Genomic DNA, 18,563 nt, shown 5'->3' with positions numbered 1-18,563 from the left:
GCTAATGTTTATCTAGGTCATCATTTTCTGGTTTTTATGAAGTTCCCACCTTGGTAAGCCGCTAGAAAGTTATCGCACCAGCGGTTCCTTTTACAACCTGTACAGTTTTGTTCGTGGATTCCCCCGCCAACAGCCAACGCTGTAAAGAGTTTGCGTTGGTAATCAAATGTTGAAGACGGGAGAATTAAATCATGCCATTGCATGGTAGCAACAGAACTGCAAACAATGTAATTTTATTAACCATCATCTTTTTCGCGATTGAATTCTTAGATGAGGTGATTGATGGCTTGTGTGGTGCGGCTTGGCCGTTAATTCGCCATGACCTAAATCTTGATTACGTGCAAGTAGGAATGTTACTGACAATACCCAATACTATCAGTAGCTTAATTGAGCCGATAGTAGGTATATGGGGAGATATTGGGAAGCGGCGACAATTAATTTTGGGTGGAGGAGTGAGTTTTGCGATCGCACTCCTCCTTTTAAGCCAGAGCTATAATTTTTCATTATTATTAGCAGCCTTTGTGCTGTTTTATCCCGCATCTGGTTGCTTTGTCAGTCTTTCTCAAGCCACTCTCATGGATATTGAACCGACGCGCCACGAACAAAATATGGCACGTTGGGCATTAGCTGGTTCTGTGGGAAATGTAATTGGCCCCTTAATTTTAGGTGGCGCTGTCGCATTAAATCAAAGTTGGCGAAGTGCGTTTTTGGCATTGGCGCTGTTGACGCTGTTACTTGTAGGAATGCTAAGGCAATTTCCTATCAAAACTGTACCTTCCCACATTGATGAACCACTGCATAGCTTCCAGGATGGAATAGCTAATACCCTGACAGCATTAAAACGGCGTAAAGTTCTCCTGTGGTTAACTTTATTGCAATTTTCAGATTTAATGCTAGATATTTTGCGTAGCTTTTTAGCACTGTACTTTGTTGATATAGTTGGTGCAGATAATACGCAAGCAAGTTTTGCTGTCACTGTTTGGTTAGGGTTTGGCTTGCTGGGAGATTTCTTACTCATCCCTTTACTAGAAAAATTGAAGGGATTGCATTATTTAAAACTCAGCGCCACAATTGTTTTGTGTCTTTACCCAATTTTTTTGCTGGTACCAAACACAAATATCAAATTAGTCATTCTTGGTTTATTGGGTTTCTGTAATGCTGGTTGGTATTCAATTCTGCAAGGACAATTATACACAGCCATGCCAGGACAAAGTGGTACAGTCATGACGCTAAATAATTTATTTGGTTTAGTTGGTGGTTTAATACCGTTGGTGTTGGGTTTAGTTGCTCAATATTATGGTTTACAAACCACTATGTGGTTGTTACTCGCCGCACCTATCACCTTACTCATTGCACTATTTACCGTTTAATTTTAAATACCAAAAACAAATGTTTGCGACACATCAATATATTCTAGAGGGCAAGGCAGTGCCCAGTGGTGTCAACTTAACGCGAAACCCGCTTGGTTGAAAGGTTTCCGCCCTCACCCCCAGCCCCTCTCCCACAGGGAGAAGGGAGCAAGAGATTTAGTTCCCCTTCTCCAGGGGGAGAAGGGGTTAGGGGATGAGGGCGCGAGGTATTTGTACAACGCCCGCCCTATATCGCTTTTAGCTTAAGTTGACACCACTATGCAGTGCCTTGCCCCTACAATCTGTCGCATTCTTTTTTCAAATTGGTATTACTTTATAAATAACCTCTAAAGGCATAACATTGTTGTGCCTTTAGCTATATATTTCATTTACCTAAACAACAGTGTATGGGTAAGCTGATTATCTAAAATTTGCCCAGCCAACCGCCAAACACTGCTAAACCATAGTATTTCCAAGGTACTGCGACTGTTAAAAACCCTGCTTGTCTGAGCATTTGTAAATGAGCATCCACAGAAGCTAATTGGTCTTGGCTTGAGTAGCCCTGTGTAGTAGTTGTACCCACCTTAGCACGAACCTCCGCCAGGGTTTTCCCCTGTTGATTAGCCCATTCCTCTCGCGCTGCTTTGTATACTTCCACCAAGGCAGGTGATTCCGGTAGGATAGGATCAGCATTCCAAAAACAACCATTAGGACTCAAGCTAGCAGCAATTTGCTGAAATAACTTAAATTTCATCTCATCTTGGAGATGATGAATTGCTAGAGAAGAAACACAGGCATCAAATTCCTTACCTGCAGCAAATTTTTCTGGATTATTTGCCCATTCGCCAAAATCAGCTTGTACACAACTCCACCGATTTTGATATCCGGCTGTGACAATTTTACTTTGAGCAAATTGCAACATCCGAGGTGAGTAATCTAGGGCAATAACTTGAGCATTAGGGCAACGTTGAAGTATTTTTAAACTCAGTTCCCCTGTGCCACAGCCTAATTCTAAGACGCGAAGAGTAGTAGAAGGCAGACAACGGGTAATTACCTCCAGCATTTCGTCATAGCGCGGTAATAGCTGACGAATCCCTGTATCAAAATCAGCAGTGTTGGCAAATACTTCACCGGGAAATAGTTGTTGCATATCGCTGGTGTCAGATGTTGCATCTATGCATCAATATTAAAGCATGATGACCTGATTAGCTTGTTTCCTAAAAATCGCGAATCCTTTACACCACAATGATAATATTTGCGATCGCACTTCTTTGAGTTTATTAGGGTGCGTTAACGCAGTGTGACGCACCCTACGAGGATGGAAAAATTTATTTGGAGTCTTCCCTAAATAATTCCAAATACTGAGCCGACAGTAGACTTAATTGAATCTCTGGCATCCTTTAAAGTTTGGGCTATAGGATGTTTAGTTTGTAAGAATACCCGCGCACAATTACGTCCCGGCATACCAGAAATTGAACCACCTGGATGTGTACCAGCACCAGTTAAAAAGAGATTATCAATTGGTGTTTTGTAGTTGGCTATTTCTGGCAAGGGGCGGAAAAATACCATTTGATCTAATGTCATATCAATGTGGTAATAATTTCCTTTATAAGCACCTAATCTTTCGCCTAATTCTGCAGGACTTTCAACACGACGGGCGATAGTTGCTGTTTTGACGTTTGGTGCATAGGTTGCTAACTTATCAACTACCCTATCTGCTACTTGATTTTTTAATTCATCTGTCCAACCTGTACCTTTTAAGCCTGTACCTTCTGCACCAGCAATTTGATAGGGAGCAAAAAATTCAATCCATACTGTATGCTTACCTGGTGGTGCTAATGTGGGATCTAAAGCGCTAGGCATGACTACATACATTGAGGGATCGGAATCTGGGATTTCTCCTAAAGTACATTTGCTATGCGCTTGTTCAACGTGAGCTACAGAATCAGCAATTAAGATAGAACCGATGAGATATTCATCTTTGTGTTGATGGTAAGGAAAACGCAGGGGTTCATCTAAGGCTAAATCTATTTTGAGAATAGTTTCATTATTGTTAACAATGCGGCGTTCTAATCTTTCCCACAAATCTGGATCGACTGCATCAATATCAGTTTTATCAGTCATTTGCAAGAATAAACGCTTGGCATCAATATTAGAAATTACTCCATATTTAGCGCGATATTCTTTGCCGCCAGCAACGCGTACCCCTACTGCTTTTTTATCATCAATCAACACTTTTTCTACGTGCTGGTCTGTGAGAATTACGCCGCCTTTACTTGTAACTAAATTCACCAAAGCTTTGACAAGTGCGCCAGTACCACCGCGAGGTCTAGCCATACCAGGATTGTGACGCATTGCCATCATAATTGCACCAATCGCAATGGTTTTTTGGGATGGTGGCGCACCCAGTTCTGCTGCTAGCCTCGCTAAGGGTGCTTTGAGAAACTCTTCATCAAACCATTCGTTAAGTAAATCTTCTGCGCTAGTCATCATGTTGCGAATAAAGTCCAGCGTTTTATTCGGAGAACCAATGACAGAAAATAAATCTTTGATTTTCGTGATGTCGTAATTACCAACAATATCAATAATCGACTTTGGAGGAGCATTAAACATGGGAATCATGGCACCTAATGCTCGTTGCCAATAGTCGGTAAATTCGGCGTATTTTTTAGCATCACGTTCGTTATAACGCGCGATTTCTGCACAGGTTTTTTCGAGAGATTTGTGCGCTAAAAAATATTTACCATCTGGATGGGGACAGAATACTACTGGATCGCATTCCAGATATTCCAAACCATATTTTTCTAATTCTAATTCTTCAACAACTGGCCCTAAATGTATAAATTCGTGGTCAATAGCACACAAATTAAATTTAAATCCAGGTGCTTCTTGGGGTAAACATTCTTCAGTGGTAGCTGCACCACCAGGAACAGAACGCTTTTCTAATAGCAGGACACTATAGCCAGCTTTTAGTAAATATGCAGCACATACTAAACCGTTATGTCCTGCACCAATAATCACAACATCGTACTCTTGCATATTTGTAATTTAGAAATGGTGTAGCTTGAATAAATTTACAACACTAATAGTGAAAAAAACCTCGGTTAGCAGCTTTCTTTTTATTGAGGAGAAAGCAGAGAATCTGTTGAGGGAATTTGATTGACATGGGCTTTGACTAGCATAATGATATTATCTGCCTGTACTTTCATATCTTTAATGCTTAATAGCATATTTTGCCATTCAAAATATGGTAATTGCAGCATTTCTTTTACCTTTTGCATTAATGCTGCTATGAGATTGACTGACAAACCATCTCCCTGATTACAGTTGAAGCTCTCTAAGAGTAAAGGTTGTGAATGGGTGAATGGCTTAAGTCTCGCGGTAAAATCTAGTAAGCGGCTGTTTCCCAGTTCATTGAGCAGCACTTTTCCCCTGAATTCTATTTTACCGCTACCAGGTAGCAATAATTGCATTTCTTGCAGATTAAAATTGACAATTTCGCCATCTACATTCAAATCCCAATTTTGTGATTGACTGCGAATTAAGTCAGAAGATAAAGCATGATTAATATCTGCTTCTGTCATGACAATTCGAGCGATCGCATTTACTGGCTCGTTTAGTTCAATTTGTCCAAAAATTGCATTTAAAGGATTGACAGCAACGTTATCTGTTTTGACTTTTATTTCCTGTACACGGATGTCTTTTTGGAACACCAGACCTTGACCAGTTAGGGAAACTTCATCTACCTGTCCCTGAACAATTTTAAGTAGATCGGTTCGCACATCTACATCTATTTGTTCTACTTCGTCCAACTGGTTGGATAGAGTATTTTCTGCCGCCTGTGATAATATATGCTCCTCCAACCTTTCCTTGTCTGGCATGAGTTCTTATACTCCTACTATCCTCTTACCTACTCAATTTAATATTTGCAGAGTCAGGAAGGTATCTATAGTATGGTATATGCATCTAGGAAGATAGAAAACAATCTATCAAAATCAGATTTGTGTTGTAAAATTACTTGCACATAAATGAAATAGTCAATTATCGTCAGCAAATTATATATGAATTACCAAAAAAATCTGTTTTCTTGCAATAGAATATATCATTAGTATGAAGATAAATCATTAATATATCTACAATTTGATAGATATTTTAAGTCAAAAATTATTTCTTTATAACAATCCTATTTTAGTTGTGAAAAATATCGGTTTTGGCTGTTGACTGTTAACCGTTAACAGTCAATATGCCAGATGATTTGATTTTTTCAAGCTTTAAGTGTAAATATTCATCAGCAGTTGAGCGTGTAGCTATACCAAAAATTTTGGGGTCTTTGTCAGCATCCCTATATTCCCCCATATTCAACAATAAGCAAAAAGTGAACAATTTTTGACCTGGAAGATGAGCAATAGGACAAGACAGACTACAACTATCGATTCAGAAAACAGTAGTTTGTCAAGTACAAAGAGGTCAAAAATGATTCGTCACATTTCGATTCCTGCTGCTAATCCCCGTCACGTTGCGGAAGCGATCGCTGAACTTTGGGGAGGACGTGTTGTACCATTCCCTAGTCATGGCGATAGTTATATGGCTATGGCTTGGGATGCTAGAGGAACAATGATTGAGGTTTATCCACTAGGTACAGAATTGGTTCCTGGTAATGGTAATGCTGAAGTGGAGTTTCGAGACACTAATTCTTCTAGCCAGTTTCAAGCAGTACACGCAGCTATTGATGTACCTACAAGCCAAGAACAAATTTTTGCAATTGCAGCACGTGAAGGTTGGCGTGTGGTACGTTGCGATCGCGGCGGATTTTTTGAAGTCATAGAATTATGGGTTGAAAACCGTCTGTTATTAGAATTGTTAACCCCAGAACTAGCGGCTAAATACACCAATTTTATGCAACCACAGTCATTAGAACAGCTTGTTGCGGCTATGGGTGTGGGTTAAAGAGATGGGGAATGGGGAATGGGGAAGGGGGAAAGGGGAAGGGGGAAAGGGGAAGGGGGAAAGGTGAAAGGGGAAAGGGGAAATACCAAATCTTTCTCTCTTTTACCGACTTCTGCAAGAATTCGAGGGTTTCGCATTGCGAAACCCCTACGAAAAAAATATTTTTGCTGGAATTTTCATCAATTGATATCAGCACTTAGCTTTATTTTGCAGCTTGGTGGTAATTAATCTGCGCCTACACAGATCCAAGCGCAATGAATCAACGTATATAACTTTAGCCTGGGAAGGAAACATATCATATGAGTCTTGGCGATTGTGTAATCAATGCTAGTAACTTATACTCTGATAAAATAGCGATTCTGTTTGAGGATCAAGCTTGGAACTATCAAGACTTGAATGAGATTACAGACAAAATCGCTGCTTCCTTGATGAAAATGGGTGTTTCTCAAGGCGATCGCATTGCTATTCATCTATCAAATTGTCCAGAAATTGTCTTTTGTTACTACGCTTGCTTTAAAATTGGTGCGATCGCAGTTCCTCTCAACAATCGTTTGAAAGCACCGGAACTCGAATATATCCTCAATCACTGTCAAGCTAAAATCTGTATCAGCCAAGGAGATTTATTTGGGGAAATTCAGGCGATCCAAGAAAGTATTACGAGTGTAGAAGCATACTTTGTATTGCGTAATAATTCTAGATTTCCTGATGTGCGTAATTTTGAGGAAATGTTACAACCACATAGAGGTAAGATAGAGTTTCCTAAGTTAGATGAAAGTGCGATCGCGGCAATTTTATACACTTCTGGTACCACAGCACGTCCTAAAGGCGTTACCCACACCCATAAATCTTTACTGATTACAGCCGCATATCACAGCCAACAAACCAACTTAAGCAATGCAGATATTAGTGGTGTGATGTTACCTCTGTGTCATATCTTTGGTTTTGCCTTGCAAATGATTGCATCTGTGAGTGTTGGTGCAACATTAGTAATTATCCCTCGTTTTGAGCCAGGATTAGTCTTGCAAAATCTCCAGCAACATGGTGTTACCAAACTTTACGGACTACCAGTCATGTATAACGCTTTGGTGAACTATCCAGAAGTAGCTGCTTACCGTCTAGATAGTTTGCAACTTTGTTTTGCTGGTGGTGATGCAGTTCCCGCAACGTTACAACAAGGTTTTACCCGAATGGCACTAAGATAACGGCAAACCCATTACCTATAAGGCTTTTGGGTGTGGGGTGTCGGGTGTCGGGTGTAGTGAGTTGAAGATTTATTTATGTTGGCACTGATTTCTAGAAACTCTTTATTCTTCCCTACACCCTGCACCCTACCCCCAACACCCAGTCCAGGCAAGGATTTCACTTTTTCTTAGTGCCATTCGGTTTTACCCAAATATTTGGTGTAGAAATTCTTGAAGGATGCGGGATGACAGAGGTAATTCCTTATAGCATGAACCCTAACGATGCTAAACGCCTTGGTTCTATTGGGAAAGCTACAGAGGGAATGATGCTGCGAATAGTCAATGAAAACGGGGAAGATGTTCCTCAAGGTGAAATTGGCGAAATTATTGTCAAAAGTGAAGCAATGATGCTTGGCTATTGGAATCAGCCAGAAGCTACCGCCGCTGTATTACAAGATGGCTGGTTATATACAGGTGATTTGGCTTGGATGGATGCAGATAATTATTACTGGTTTGTGAGCCGTAGAAAAGAAATTATCGTTCGGGGTGGTTCTAATATTTCGCCTTTAGAAGTGGAAGCAGTTTTATATCAACATCCATCTGTGAAAGAAGCCGCAGTTATTGGTGTACCCAATGCAAATTGTGGTGAAATTGTGCAAGCATTTGTCGTACTGAAAGCAGGATATGCCATTAGCAAAATAGAATTAAAGGAATTTATGAGCGACAGAATAGCAGCATTGTATCGCGTCATTCATCGCACTTATTTACAACCCGCACCCACCCAAGAAACCGCCGCCGAGTTATTAGATTTACCCTTCAGCACCTACCGCCGTCATCTCAAAGCCGGAATGACGCGCATAGCAGAGATACTTTGGCAAAGGGAAATTAGTTAATTGGGGTTTGTCATTTGTCATTTGTCATTTGTCATTTGGTAATGGGTAATTGGTAATTGGTAATGAGTAATGAGTAATGAGTAATGGCTATTCTTCCCTACACCTCTGCTTCCTCTGCTCCCTCTTCTTCCTCATCCCCCTCATCTCCCTCTTCTCCCAATCCCCAATCCCCAATCCAAATGAACAAAAACTGAGCAGATTTTGAACTGGTGAGTAAACAACGAAGAAAGAGAAACTATGACTATCTAAAAGCAGATTTGCCAGGAGAAATTAAACCATGATCAAGAAACACCACGCTGTAATTGTAACTGCGATCGCAACTCTAGGAATCTTTACTAGCAGCACTTTACCTCTAAAAGCTTCCGCCCAAGAAGTTAGCGACAATGATGTTCAGGAACTCAATCAAGCGCTAGAAGAATTAAACCAAGCGTTACAGGAACTCAATCAATCTCTGGAAGTTAGCCAAAAACCTTCTCAACCACCTACTAATATCAATGCCAATCAATCAGCACCAAATCAACAAAATACAGCAAAAGGTAAACAATGCCGCACTGTATTGCAACCACGTACATTTTTTGGTAATGGCGGATTGTATGGTGTGCCATCTGTCACTGTCCAGACATATACAGTTCCAGTCACAGTTTGCAACTAGTACCGCAAGGCGGAATTCAAAATTCAAAATTCAAAATTCAAAATGAATACAGCGTAAGCGTTTCGTGAGTTTAGAATGGTCTGCTTATTTACGCCGATTTGTACTAGCACTTAATTCTCATTCTTTCTCTCTCTGCGCCTCTGCGTGAGACTATTTTATACTTTCTCTTAACAGATAAAACAAAATCTATGACTACCCAACTCACACCTCCCCAGTCACAAACCACAATTCGCACCTACCAAAATTTCATCAATGGTAAATATATTTCGCCCTTATCTGGTGTTAACTACGAACGAAAAAGCCCGTTAACTGGTGAAACTATCGTTCAAATTCCTTGGAGTAATCAAGCTGATACTGATGTTGCCATTCAAGCTGCAAGACAAGTATTTGATGATGGTACATGGTCAACATCCCACGCTCGCGTGCGTCATGATATTCTAAGAAAAACTGCCGAATTATTAACAACAAAAACCTCAGAAATAGCTGCAGTTATTTGTCAAGAAGTAGGTAGACCAATAGGAATGTGTATTGGTGAAGTGCAAATGACAGCACAAGTATTTGACTACTTTGCGGCTTTAACACTGAACCTACAAGGAGAATCTACTACTCAATACGATCGCAATGCTATTGGTTTAACAGTACATGAGCCTGTGGGTGTTGTGGGCATTATCACCCCGTGGAACTTCCCCCTACTATTGGTGGCGTGGAAAATTGCACCTGCGATCGCAGCTGGTTGCACAATGGTAGTTAAACCTAGCGAATTTACTCCCTCCACCGCCTTTATGCTGGCGGAAATTCTCAGCGAGGCTGGTTTACCTGATGGTGTCATTAATATTGTCACAGGTGACGGCCCAGTGGTCGGAGAACATTTAGTTGAATCACCCTTAGTTGATAAAATCGCCTTTACAGGTTCCACTGCTGTTGGTAGACGCATCATGGCTAAAGGCGCACCCACCCTGAAACGAATGAGTTTAGAGTTAGGCGGTAAAAGTCCTAATATAGTCTTTGGTGATGCAGATTTATCTCAAGCAATTCCCGGGGCATTATTTGGCATCTATATTAATAGTGGTCAAGTCTGCCAAGCAGGTTCTCGATTGTTATTGCATGAGTCCATTAAAGATGTATTTATTGAGCAATTTCTTGCCGCTACCCAAACTTTTCAAATAGGCAACCCCACAGATAATACAACGATGATGGGGCCAGTGATTAACGAAATCCAGTTTGAACGCATTCAAAACTATATTCAACTGGGGGAAAAAGAAGGTGCAAAACTCTTAATTGGTGGTAGCGGACGTTATCTTGTACCTGGATTTGAGCAAGGTTTATTTATTAAACCCACCGTTTTTGATCATGTTACCAATGAAATGGCGATCGCTCAAGAAGAAATCTTTGGCCCGGTGCTGTCAATTATGACATTTAAAGATAAAGCGGAAGCATTACAAATCGCCAATCAAACCATGTACGGTTTAACAGCAGCCATCTGGACTAAAAATCTCGATACCGCCTTCAAAATGGCTAAAGGAATTCGTGCTGGTACAGTTTGGGTGAACTCTTATCATACTTCTGGCTTAGAACCAACTATGCCTTATGGTGGTTACAAACAAAGCGGAATTGGTCGCGAAGTAGGCAAGAATGGTTTAGAAGAGTATTTAGAAACAAAAGCCATTCACATCAAATTAGCTTAATTCGTAATTCTCGCTTCTAGTCAAGGGTGCGTTAGGCTAAAGACATCACAATACTTGTCGGTTAAGGGGAAAAAGGGGAATGGGAAAAGGGAAATAAAAAACCTTTAACCTTTTCCCCAAAACCAATTTTGAGTTCAAAACACTTAACCGAGTAGTATTGCAAGTCATAACGCGCCCTCTTTTGATCATGATGTTCTCTACATATCAAATAATTTTACCTTGGCTGGCAATAATACTGAGTGTTACCAGTTTATTTCTCAGTTCTTGGATTATAATTCCGGCTCCGAATCGTTTGTTGCAGCCTTTAGGAGTAGGAGCGCCAGAAGTTAGCCCTTGGTTATTTATCTTGAATATCATCTCTTTGGTAACAGCTATTTTATGTATTTATCAACCGCAAATACAAATTACTACTTGCATTTTGAGCTTAATTGGATTACTGCTGTGTACTTCAGTTTTAAGCAAAATTGTACCAACTCAAATGCAAATGTCGGCAGCAATCCAACAAGAATTAGGCGAGAATTATTTAGCACAAATCCCACCTCAAATAAGTGCTAAAATGCAACCTCAACCCTTCTCGTTAGTGAACAGCTTCCGAGGTATTACCCTAGAAAAAATCCGTCACAGAAAAGATATTTTATTCGCTACACCTGGGGGAGTTCCTTTAAAAATGGAAGTTTACCAACCAGAAGAAATAGGAAAATATCCAGCATTAGTAGTAATTTATGGTGGAGCTTGGCAAAATGGTAATCCTCACGCCAATTATAAATTCAATCAATATTTAGCAGCTCGCGGATATACAGTATTTGCCATTGATTACCGACACGCGCCCAAATATCAGTTTCCCGCACAGTTGGATGATGTGCGTACAGCGCTCAATTTTATTCGCCAACAAGCTGCAGAATATGAAGCTGACCCCGAAAACATGATACTTTTAGGTCGTTCTTCTGGCGCACATCTCGCCATGTTAGCGGCTTATCAACCAGATGCGCCACAGATTCGTGCTGTAGTAAGTTATTACGGGCCTGTGAACTTAACTGAAGGCTATAATGATCCGCCACAACCAGATCCGCTAAATACTCGTGCGATTCTCAAAACTTTTCTTGGTGGTTCCCCGGAAGAATTACCTGATGAGTATAAAATTGCTTCCCCAATTAATTACGTAACTCGCCCTTTACCACCAACATTATTAATTTACGGTAGTCGCGACCATGTCGTCCAAGCAAAATTTGGTAAGCGAATGTATGAAACTTTACACAAAGCTGGCGAAACTGCGGTTTTTTTAGAAATACCTTGGGCGGAACACGCTTTTGATGCTGTTTTCAACGGTGTCAGCAATCAATTAGCCCTATATTACACCGAGAGGTTTTTGGCTTGGGCGTTGTTTAGGCCTTAGTCTGAATAGAATCTGAGAAGATATCAGATTTTGGCACTAATCCCCCTGATTTGCGTCTATTATCTTACTCAGCTTAACCTGCATCAGTTTTACTGGTGCGGTAATTTTATGTTTGTATTATATGGAATGTTATAAATTAACCTCAATTTTCAGCATAAATATTTAGGGAGCAATGGCAATTCAATTGATGTTCAAAAGTATAAAAATTAAAATTATGCTCACTAAATTATTATCCATATTTAGACAATTTCCTTTATATAATCAGGGTTTACGCTCAATTAAGCACCTTTTCTCCTTACTATTTGCAATATCATTTGCTACAGTCTTACTCTTACATAACCTCATCCCTGCAACCGCTCAGGTATCACAAGTACCTGCTACAGAAATTCGCGGGGTTTGGATGACGAATAATGACTTTGAGATTTTGAGCGATCGCGCTAAACTTCAAGAGACTATTGGTCAACTCCGCAGCCTGAACTTTAACACCATTTATCCCCTAGTCTGGAATGATGGCTATACCAAATATCCCAGCGCTGTAGCACAACGCGCTGGTATCCCCTTTTACTTCAAAGGAAAAGAAGGCCAAGACATCATTGCAGACATCGTGGCTCAAGCCCGTCGTCAAGGGGTACTGGCTATACCTTGGTTTGAGTTTGGCTTTATGGCTCCCCTCACTTCCGAACTCGCATCCAACCATCCCGATTGGCTGACGCAAAAACAGGATGGAACCCAAACTTCTATTAGCGCTGCGGGTGAAGTGGCTTGGCTGAATCCCTTTCACCCAGAAGTACAAAAGTTTATTACTGACCTCGTCTTAGAAATCATCACTCAATATGACGCTGATGGCATTCAATTTGACGACCACATGAGTTTACCGGTTGATTTTGGCTACGACAAGTACACAATTAACCTATATACTCAAGAAACTGGCAGCCCTCCACCACCCAATCCTCACGCTCAAGCATGGAAGCAATGGCGCACAGATAAAATCACAGCCTTTATGTTCCAGCTCAACCGAGCTGTGAAAGCCAAAAAACCCAATGCGATTTTCTCTGTATCTCCCAATTACTACGATTTTGCTTACAAATATCAATTGCAAGACTGGCTCACCTGGGTACGCTTGGGTGCGGTAGACGAGTTGATTGTCCAGCTTTACCGGAGTGATTTGGAAAGTTTTAACAGTAAACTCACCAGCCCAGAACTAATCGAAACCAAACAAATTATACCCACAGGTGTGGGGATCATGACTGGGTTGAGAAATCGCCCAGTTTCCATCCAACAAATTCAATCCCAAGTGCGGGCGGCTCAACAACAGGGTTTAGGTGTGACTTTCTTCTACTACGAAAGCCTGTGGGACTATGGACAAGAACCAGCCGCACAGCGCCAAGCTGGATTTCAAGAAGTGTTTGCTAATCCGGCTGTGCGCGATCGCTTCCAATTTACAGCCCGTAAGCCTAGTTTTAATACTATATCAGTTCCTTTATATGCTAAAGGTTCAGTCGGTCAGCGATCGCGCGGCTATTTTATGGAATTAGCGATCGCAGGTGGTCAGCCAAAACGGGTTTTATTAGACACAGGCTCGGCTGGGTTAAGAGTTCCAAAAGAATTTTTAGGTAATGCTCCTATCAACAGAACAGGTCAAATTATCAAAGAAGTTTTAAGTGATGGTACTGTTCTGGAAGGAGAATTAGTTTACACTAATATGCAGCTTGGTCTGCTTTCCACAGACGAACCTGTTCCGGTACAGATTGTTACCAGCCGTCAATGTCTTCCCCAAAAGCCTAACTGCTCTGCAAAAAGTGGTACACCGTTCTCCGGTATTATTGGTGTCAATTATTCAGAAAAATCACTTCCTTATAACCCTTTGCGAAAACTACCAGGAAATCTGAGTAATGGCTTGATTATTACTGGTAGCAACAACAAAGCTAGCCTCATTCTGGGTTTAACAGCCAATAATCAAAATGGTTTTAAGATGGTTTCCTTAAGCCCACAACCTGCGATTAATGATATACCCGGTAACAGATGGGATTCTGGGCTTAACGGCGTTTGTGTAACTATCTCTGGTACTTCCTTGAAAAATACCTGTAACGGAAAAATGGTCGTTGATAGTGGAAGCAACAGAGGTCTTACCGAAGTTAAATCTGCTGCTTTAATAGGTAAACTCAAACCTGGCAGGTTACGCCCAGAAAATGCACTGAAATTAGGAATCCCTGGAGTTTTTGACTACAGCGTCACACCAGGAAACCGGGATGGAATTAATGTATGGAACCTTAATGTCTCTGCAAAAGCAGAAAATCCTGTATTGGTAAATAGTGGGATGGGATTTTTTGATAAATACGATGTCCTACTCGATCCAGTTAACGGACAACAGGGTTTTCGTAGTCGTACTTGACAGACTCTCCATCCAGGATACTGCTCGGTTCAGGATTTTCAACTCGGAATTTGGTTTGGGGAAAAGGTGCAAGGGTAAGGGTTAAAGGTTTTTTCTTACCCCTTTTGCCCTTCCCCAACAAATATTGAGTTCGCTGTTGGTTAAGATGTTTTAAATTTAGAGGCTCGTGATTCAGTATTGAGGCAGGATTTTCATGATTCTTGCTTGTTCTCTGCTTTATGCTATTTACTTGGCATATAGCCATTTACTAAACAAACGGCTAACTCTCGGCATCACAACGTAAGTCAACAGTAAAACCATAGTTACGGTGATCACCAGCGAAATCATCAACGGTGGTAAGCCGCGAATCAGGGGGACTAAGAAAGTATTCAACAAGTTAATCAACACAAATACAGATGCCCAAGTCAGCAATGCCATTTTATAGCGAGGTGGAGTTTTTAATGGTTGACCAGGTAGAGAAAACCAAGCTTCCAAACCACAAATTTCTTGAACATGAGGTTCAGATTCTACTAAATGTTTGCCTTTCTTTAACCAATATTCGCGATCGCGTGATGTCATCCAGGCTTTTAAGTTTTCATAGTTGTTAAACCGCAGGATAATTACATATTCTGCTCTTCCACCTGGTTGGGGACGAATCACATTTGTACCCAAGTGACCAAAATAGGTTTTGGCAGCACCGATAATTTCTTTCATCCAAATCTCGTAATCTTGTTCGCATCCTGGCTTGACTAGTTGTGAAATGACTACGGTGACAAATTGCTCTTCTTGTTGTACTTGCATTTTTAACCCAAGGGATAACCAACTTTTCCGACTTCCAAGCGCACAACATTTGCCGATACAACCCCTGTAGGCAGAGGTAAAAACATTCCACCGTTCATCACCACATAGATGGCGGTGCTGTCGCTTTCCTGTTGACCAAAAGCAACAGCCGTACTACCAATTACCCCCTGTTCAGCTTGAGCAATGATGGTTGTACTCCCATCTGGTGAAATTCGCACGACGCTGTTGTATATGTGCGTTGCTCCGTAAAGGTTACCTTCTACGTCAAAGGCAAAATCATCAAGATTGGTCTGTTGCACAAAGATTTCTGGTTCACCTGGTTGATTTGCAGCAGTAATTGGAATCCGCAACAGCAACATTCTTTCTGTGTTGGAAACATAGAGGTTATTCCCAAACCGCTTCAAACCATTGGCAGCCGGAAGAATATTTTCAGGGTTGCTGCGAGCTAGCATTGGATGTTCTAGCCAAATTGAGCTGCTACGTTGGGCAATATCTACTAACCAAATTGCACCTCGGTAGGAATCGGCAGTTAAATACTGAGTGCCAGAAAGTGGGGTAATGCCGTTGAGAAATATTGCATCTGGCATATTTAGCAAGGTTTCTACCTTACCATCTACGGTCACTAATGAGACTATTGGTATAGAATCTGCACTCCATCCGGTTGTGACTAAATCTGCATTTGTGGTAAAAGCTAGACCACTGACTTTACCTTCAAGGCTAGCATGGATTTGCTGATTGCCATCTGGTGTGATGCGAACAATGGTACCAATTTCGTGATTACTTACAAATATTGTGCCATCAGCTGCGATCGCTATATTTTCAAGAAAAGTATTAACAGGAAACGAGGTAATGACTTTGGCTGGCGCTAATTCTATCGGCGTATCCGCGTAAATAAGGGGTAAACCTGCTGAATTTTCCATACTGACCTAAAGATAGGTGGAATTCTCGTAGCCATAGAAATTTTACTTTACAATGGCCTGTTTACTCCCACTCTCAATACTGCTCGGTTAAGGATTTTCAACTCGGAATTTGGTTTGGGGAAAAGGTGAAAGGGTAAGGGTTAAAGGTTTTTTCTTACCCCTTTTCCCCTTCCCCTTTTGCCCTTAACCAACAAGTATTACTCCCACTCCCTAAAAATTGCAGAATTTCCACCTGAACAGCAAAAATCGGGGCTGAGATTTACATCTCAGCCCCGATAAAAAAGCGGGCTAACCGCTAGGAACATGGTTAACCCGTTCAGCTTTGGGAACGCGCAGAGAAATTGTTATTGCAATACCAACTTCACATTGGCGTTTTGTAGACCGCGCTGTTTTACTTCAGCCAAGGTCTTGTTAACGGCATACTTTTGGTTAATGGAGTTGATTAACTCAGTTTGGTTGTGCTTCTTAGCAACACCCCACAAGTCAGCGATGAGGTCAAAGGAACCATCACTGTTGCGAGACCAACCTAGGTCATATTCGCCTTCCAGCACAGCAACGATGTCGGAACGGACGCGCTGACCGTTATAACCACGAACATCAGCTTCAGTCTTTACGCTGATACCCAGGTCGCGCAAGGATGCTTTGAGGATTTCTGCATCGGTGATCTTGGTGCGAAGAGTGCTAAAGTGAGACATTTGGGTTTCCTCCAATAGAGAAGATTGAGAACAACGACAACGGTTTGTTTTTGGGGAAGCCGCACTTAAATGAGAAGCGGCTTTTTTTCTATCAACTGCTAGCATTTACTGCTAGCCTTTCCCCCTGGGTTAGCAGGAGAAAGCTTTTAGAACTCCATTCGCTGATATTCAGCAACGGAGGATGCTGCGGGTCTGGCGCGCTGTCTGGCCCAGTCTCTCAACGCTGTGACCTGTTCTTGCATAGTACGAGACAGCGGCAGGGTTGCCTTCAGTGCAGCAATAATATCTAGTTGGGTGAACTCGCGTTCTTGGGCAAAAGCTTCGTACATTGCCGCTACAATCGCTTGTTCAATTTCTGCCCCAGAAAAGCCGTCGGACATCTTAGCTAGTTGTCCTAGATCAAATCTAGTGATGTCTTCACGACGCTTTGTCAGGTGAATATTATATATGTCTTCCCGTTCTTCAGGTGTGGGCAGATCCACAAAGAAAATTTCATCAAAACGACCTTTTCTTAAGAACTCTCCAGGCAATCTTTCCACTCTGTTAGCGGTTGCCATCACGAACACAGGAGATTTCTTTTCTTGCATCCAGGTCAAGAATGAGCCAAAGATCCGGCTAGAAGTACCACCGTCTGAATCACCAGAACCAGCACTACCAGCAAAGGATTTATCTAACTCGTCAATGAACAGAATCGTGGGAGAAATTGATTCTGCTGTTTTGAGGGCATTACGCAGGTTGGCTTCACTTCGACCCACCATTGAGCCGTCGTAAACTCTACCCATATCTAAGCGTAATATTGGTAACCCCCAAAGTCTGGAAGTAGTTTTAGCAATTAACGACTTTCCACAACCAGGAACACCTAGAATTAACATCCCTTTAGGTTGAGGTAGACCATACTCTCTAGCTTTTTCTGTGAAAGCATTAGAGCGTTGCTTGAGCCACTTTTTCAACTCTTCTAAGCCACCTACAGCCTCAATGGTTTCATCTTCCTCGATGTATTCTAATATACCATTGCGCCGAATTAGTTGCTTCTTCTCCGATAAAACTATATCTACTTCATCTTCCGTCAAACGCCCTGTAGTTACCTGTGCCTTGCGATAGACTTTTTCGGCTTCATCTTTGGTTAAACCCAAGGCGGCTCTAAGAAGCTTTTCTCTCGCCTCTGTTGTTAGTCTGCGCCCACGATTTTGATCTAAATGGTGAGTTAAAACTTTGTTCAGCTCGGCCATGTCTGGTAATTGGAAGTCGAGAACTACCACTTCTTTTTCCAGTTCGATAGGCACTTGCTGGACTGGCGACATTAAAATAATGTTTTTCGGTATATTGTGCGCGCCTTTAAAACTTGCGATCGCATCTCTTAACGATCTAGTTGTTGCAGGCGCATCTATAAAAGGATGTAAATCTTTAAGAATAAAAATACCAGGTTCTTTATGCCGGATAATCCACTCAATTGCTGCTTCAGGAGAAACAGTATTATGTTGGGTGACATTCCGGGGTTGACCATACTCCACGATGCCGTGAGTTACTGTCCAAACAAATACTCGGCGTTGAGGCTTTAACAACTGGGCGATGGTGGAGATTGATTGCTCGGCCCGCTCTTCCTCGGAGGTCACAAGGTAGATTAAAGGGTATTGAGCTTGAATTAGAATATTGAGCTCTTCTTTCATACATCGACC

General features: G+C 41.5%; 15 protein-coding genes. 8 read left to right on the top strand and 7 right to left on the bottom strand.

The genetic code is table 11. The features are described 5' to 3' along the window. Nucleotides 1-191: 191 nt before the first annotated feature. Entirely contained in the window at nucleotides 192-1,370 is a 1,179-nt protein-coding gene (locus tag HG267_RS36135) for an MFS transporter (protein WP_045873897.1), read from the top strand. A 403-nt stretch (nucleotides 1,371-1,773) separates the two neighbouring features. Here the strand turns inward: HG267_RS36135 and HG267_RS36130 are convergent, their stop codons facing one another. The 3 genes from HG267_RS36130 to HG267_RS36120 all read right to left on the bottom strand — a co-directional run bounded on the left by HG267_RS36130 (nucleotide 1,774) and on the right by HG267_RS36120 (nucleotide 5,230). Continuing rightward, entirely contained in the window at nucleotides 1,774-2,499 is a 726-nt protein-coding gene (locus HG267_RS36130) for a class I SAM-dependent methyltransferase (RefSeq protein ID WP_045873898.1), read from the bottom strand. 194 nt (nucleotides 2,500-2,693) lie between these two features. After that, nucleotides 2,694-4,388: a beta-carotene ketolase CrtO gene (crtO, locus tag HG267_RS36125; protein WP_045873899.1), complete on the bottom strand. Its 1,695-nt coding sequence runs from the start codon at nucleotides 4,386-4,388 to the stop codon at nucleotides 2,694-2,696. A gap of 80 nt (nucleotides 4,389-4,468) precedes the next feature. Next, complete coding sequence (locus HG267_RS36120; protein WP_045873900.1) at nucleotides 4,469-5,230, bottom strand: DUF2993 domain-containing protein; 762 nt, start codon at nucleotides 5,228-5,230, stop codon at nucleotides 4,469-4,471. Between the two features lie 592 nt (nucleotides 5,231-5,822). Between HG267_RS36120 and HG267_RS36115 the strand changes: the two genes are divergently transcribed. The 7 genes from HG267_RS36115 to HG267_RS36085 all read left to right on the top strand — a co-directional run bounded on the left by HG267_RS36115 (nucleotide 5,823) and on the right by HG267_RS36085 (nucleotide 14,492). Beyond that, nucleotides 5,823-6,296, top strand: a complete 474-nt coding sequence (locus HG267_RS36115; RefSeq protein ID WP_045873901.1) for a hypothetical protein — start codon at nucleotides 5,823-5,825, stop codon at nucleotides 6,294-6,296. 299 nt (nucleotides 6,297-6,595) lie between these two features. Continuing rightward, nucleotides 6,596-7,498, top strand: coding sequence for an AMP-binding protein (locus HG267_RS36110; protein ID WP_045873903.1), 903 nt, complete (start codon nucleotides 6,596-6,598; stop codon nucleotides 7,496-7,498). 170 nt (nucleotides 7,499-7,668) lie between these two features. Further along, nucleotides 7,669-8,370 carry a class I adenylate-forming enzyme family protein gene (locus HG267_RS36105; protein ID WP_052335402.1) on the top strand — a complete coding sequence of 234 codons (702 nt, stop codon included), beginning with the start codon at nucleotides 7,669-7,671 and terminating at the stop codon, nucleotides 8,368-8,370. A 277-nt stretch (nucleotides 8,371-8,647) separates the two neighbouring features. Further along, nucleotides 8,648-9,022, top strand: a complete 375-nt coding sequence (locus HG267_RS36100) for a hypothetical protein (RefSeq protein ID WP_045873904.1) — start codon at nucleotides 8,648-8,650, stop codon at nucleotides 9,020-9,022. Between the two features lie 188 nt (nucleotides 9,023-9,210). Beyond that, nucleotides 9,211-10,707: an aldehyde dehydrogenase family protein gene (locus HG267_RS36095; RefSeq protein ID WP_045873905.1), complete on the top strand. Its 1,497-nt coding sequence runs from the start codon at nucleotides 9,211-9,213 to the stop codon at nucleotides 10,705-10,707. Nucleotides 10,708-10,897: 190 nt separating this feature from the next. After that, nucleotides 10,898-12,100, top strand: coding sequence for an alpha/beta hydrolase (locus tag HG267_RS36090; RefSeq protein ID WP_045873906.1), 1,203 nt, complete (start codon nucleotides 10,898-10,900; stop codon nucleotides 12,098-12,100). Nucleotides 12,101-12,314: 214 nt separating this feature from the next. Next, nucleotides 12,315-14,492 (top strand): glycoside hydrolase family 10 protein, encoded by a 2,178-nt coding sequence (locus HG267_RS36085; RefSeq protein WP_228045527.1) that lies wholly within the window; start codon nucleotides 12,315-12,317, stop codon nucleotides 14,490-14,492. Between the two features lie 225 nt (nucleotides 14,493-14,717). Here HG267_RS36085 and HG267_RS36080 read toward each other — a convergent pair whose 3' ends face one another. The 4 genes from HG267_RS36080 to HG267_RS36065 all read right to left on the bottom strand — a co-directional run bounded on the left by HG267_RS36080 (nucleotide 14,718) and on the right by HG267_RS36065 (nucleotide 18,554). After that, nucleotides 14,718-15,272, bottom strand: a complete 555-nt coding sequence (locus HG267_RS36080) for an antibiotic biosynthesis monooxygenase (RefSeq protein WP_045873907.1) — start codon at nucleotides 15,270-15,272, stop codon at nucleotides 14,718-14,720. Nucleotides 15,273-15,274: 2 nt separating this feature from the next. Continuing rightward, nucleotides 15,275-16,192, bottom strand: coding sequence for an SMP-30/gluconolactonase/LRE family protein (locus tag HG267_RS36075; RefSeq protein ID WP_045873908.1), 918 nt, complete (start codon nucleotides 16,190-16,192; stop codon nucleotides 15,275-15,277). Between the two features lie 344 nt (nucleotides 16,193-16,536). Beyond that, nucleotides 16,537-16,887, bottom strand: a complete 351-nt coding sequence (locus tag HG267_RS36070; protein WP_015136553.1) for a DUF1257 domain-containing protein — start codon at nucleotides 16,885-16,887, stop codon at nucleotides 16,537-16,539. Nucleotides 16,888-17,033: 146 nt separating this feature from the next. Further along, on the bottom strand, nucleotides 17,034-18,554 hold the full coding sequence (locus HG267_RS36065) for an AAA family ATPase (RefSeq protein WP_045873909.1): 1,521 nt from the start codon (nucleotides 18,552-18,554) through the stop codon (nucleotides 17,034-17,036). Nucleotides 18,555-18,563: the final 9 nt, after the last annotated feature.

This window comes from Tolypothrix sp. PCC 7601, assembly GCF_025677855.1.
Lineage (GTDB): Bacteria > Cyanobacteriota > Cyanobacteriia > Cyanobacteriales > Nostocaceae > Aulosira > Aulosira diplosiphon.
Note: the sequence above shows the minus strand (reverse complement) of the source record. Positions and strands in the feature narration are given on the sequence as shown.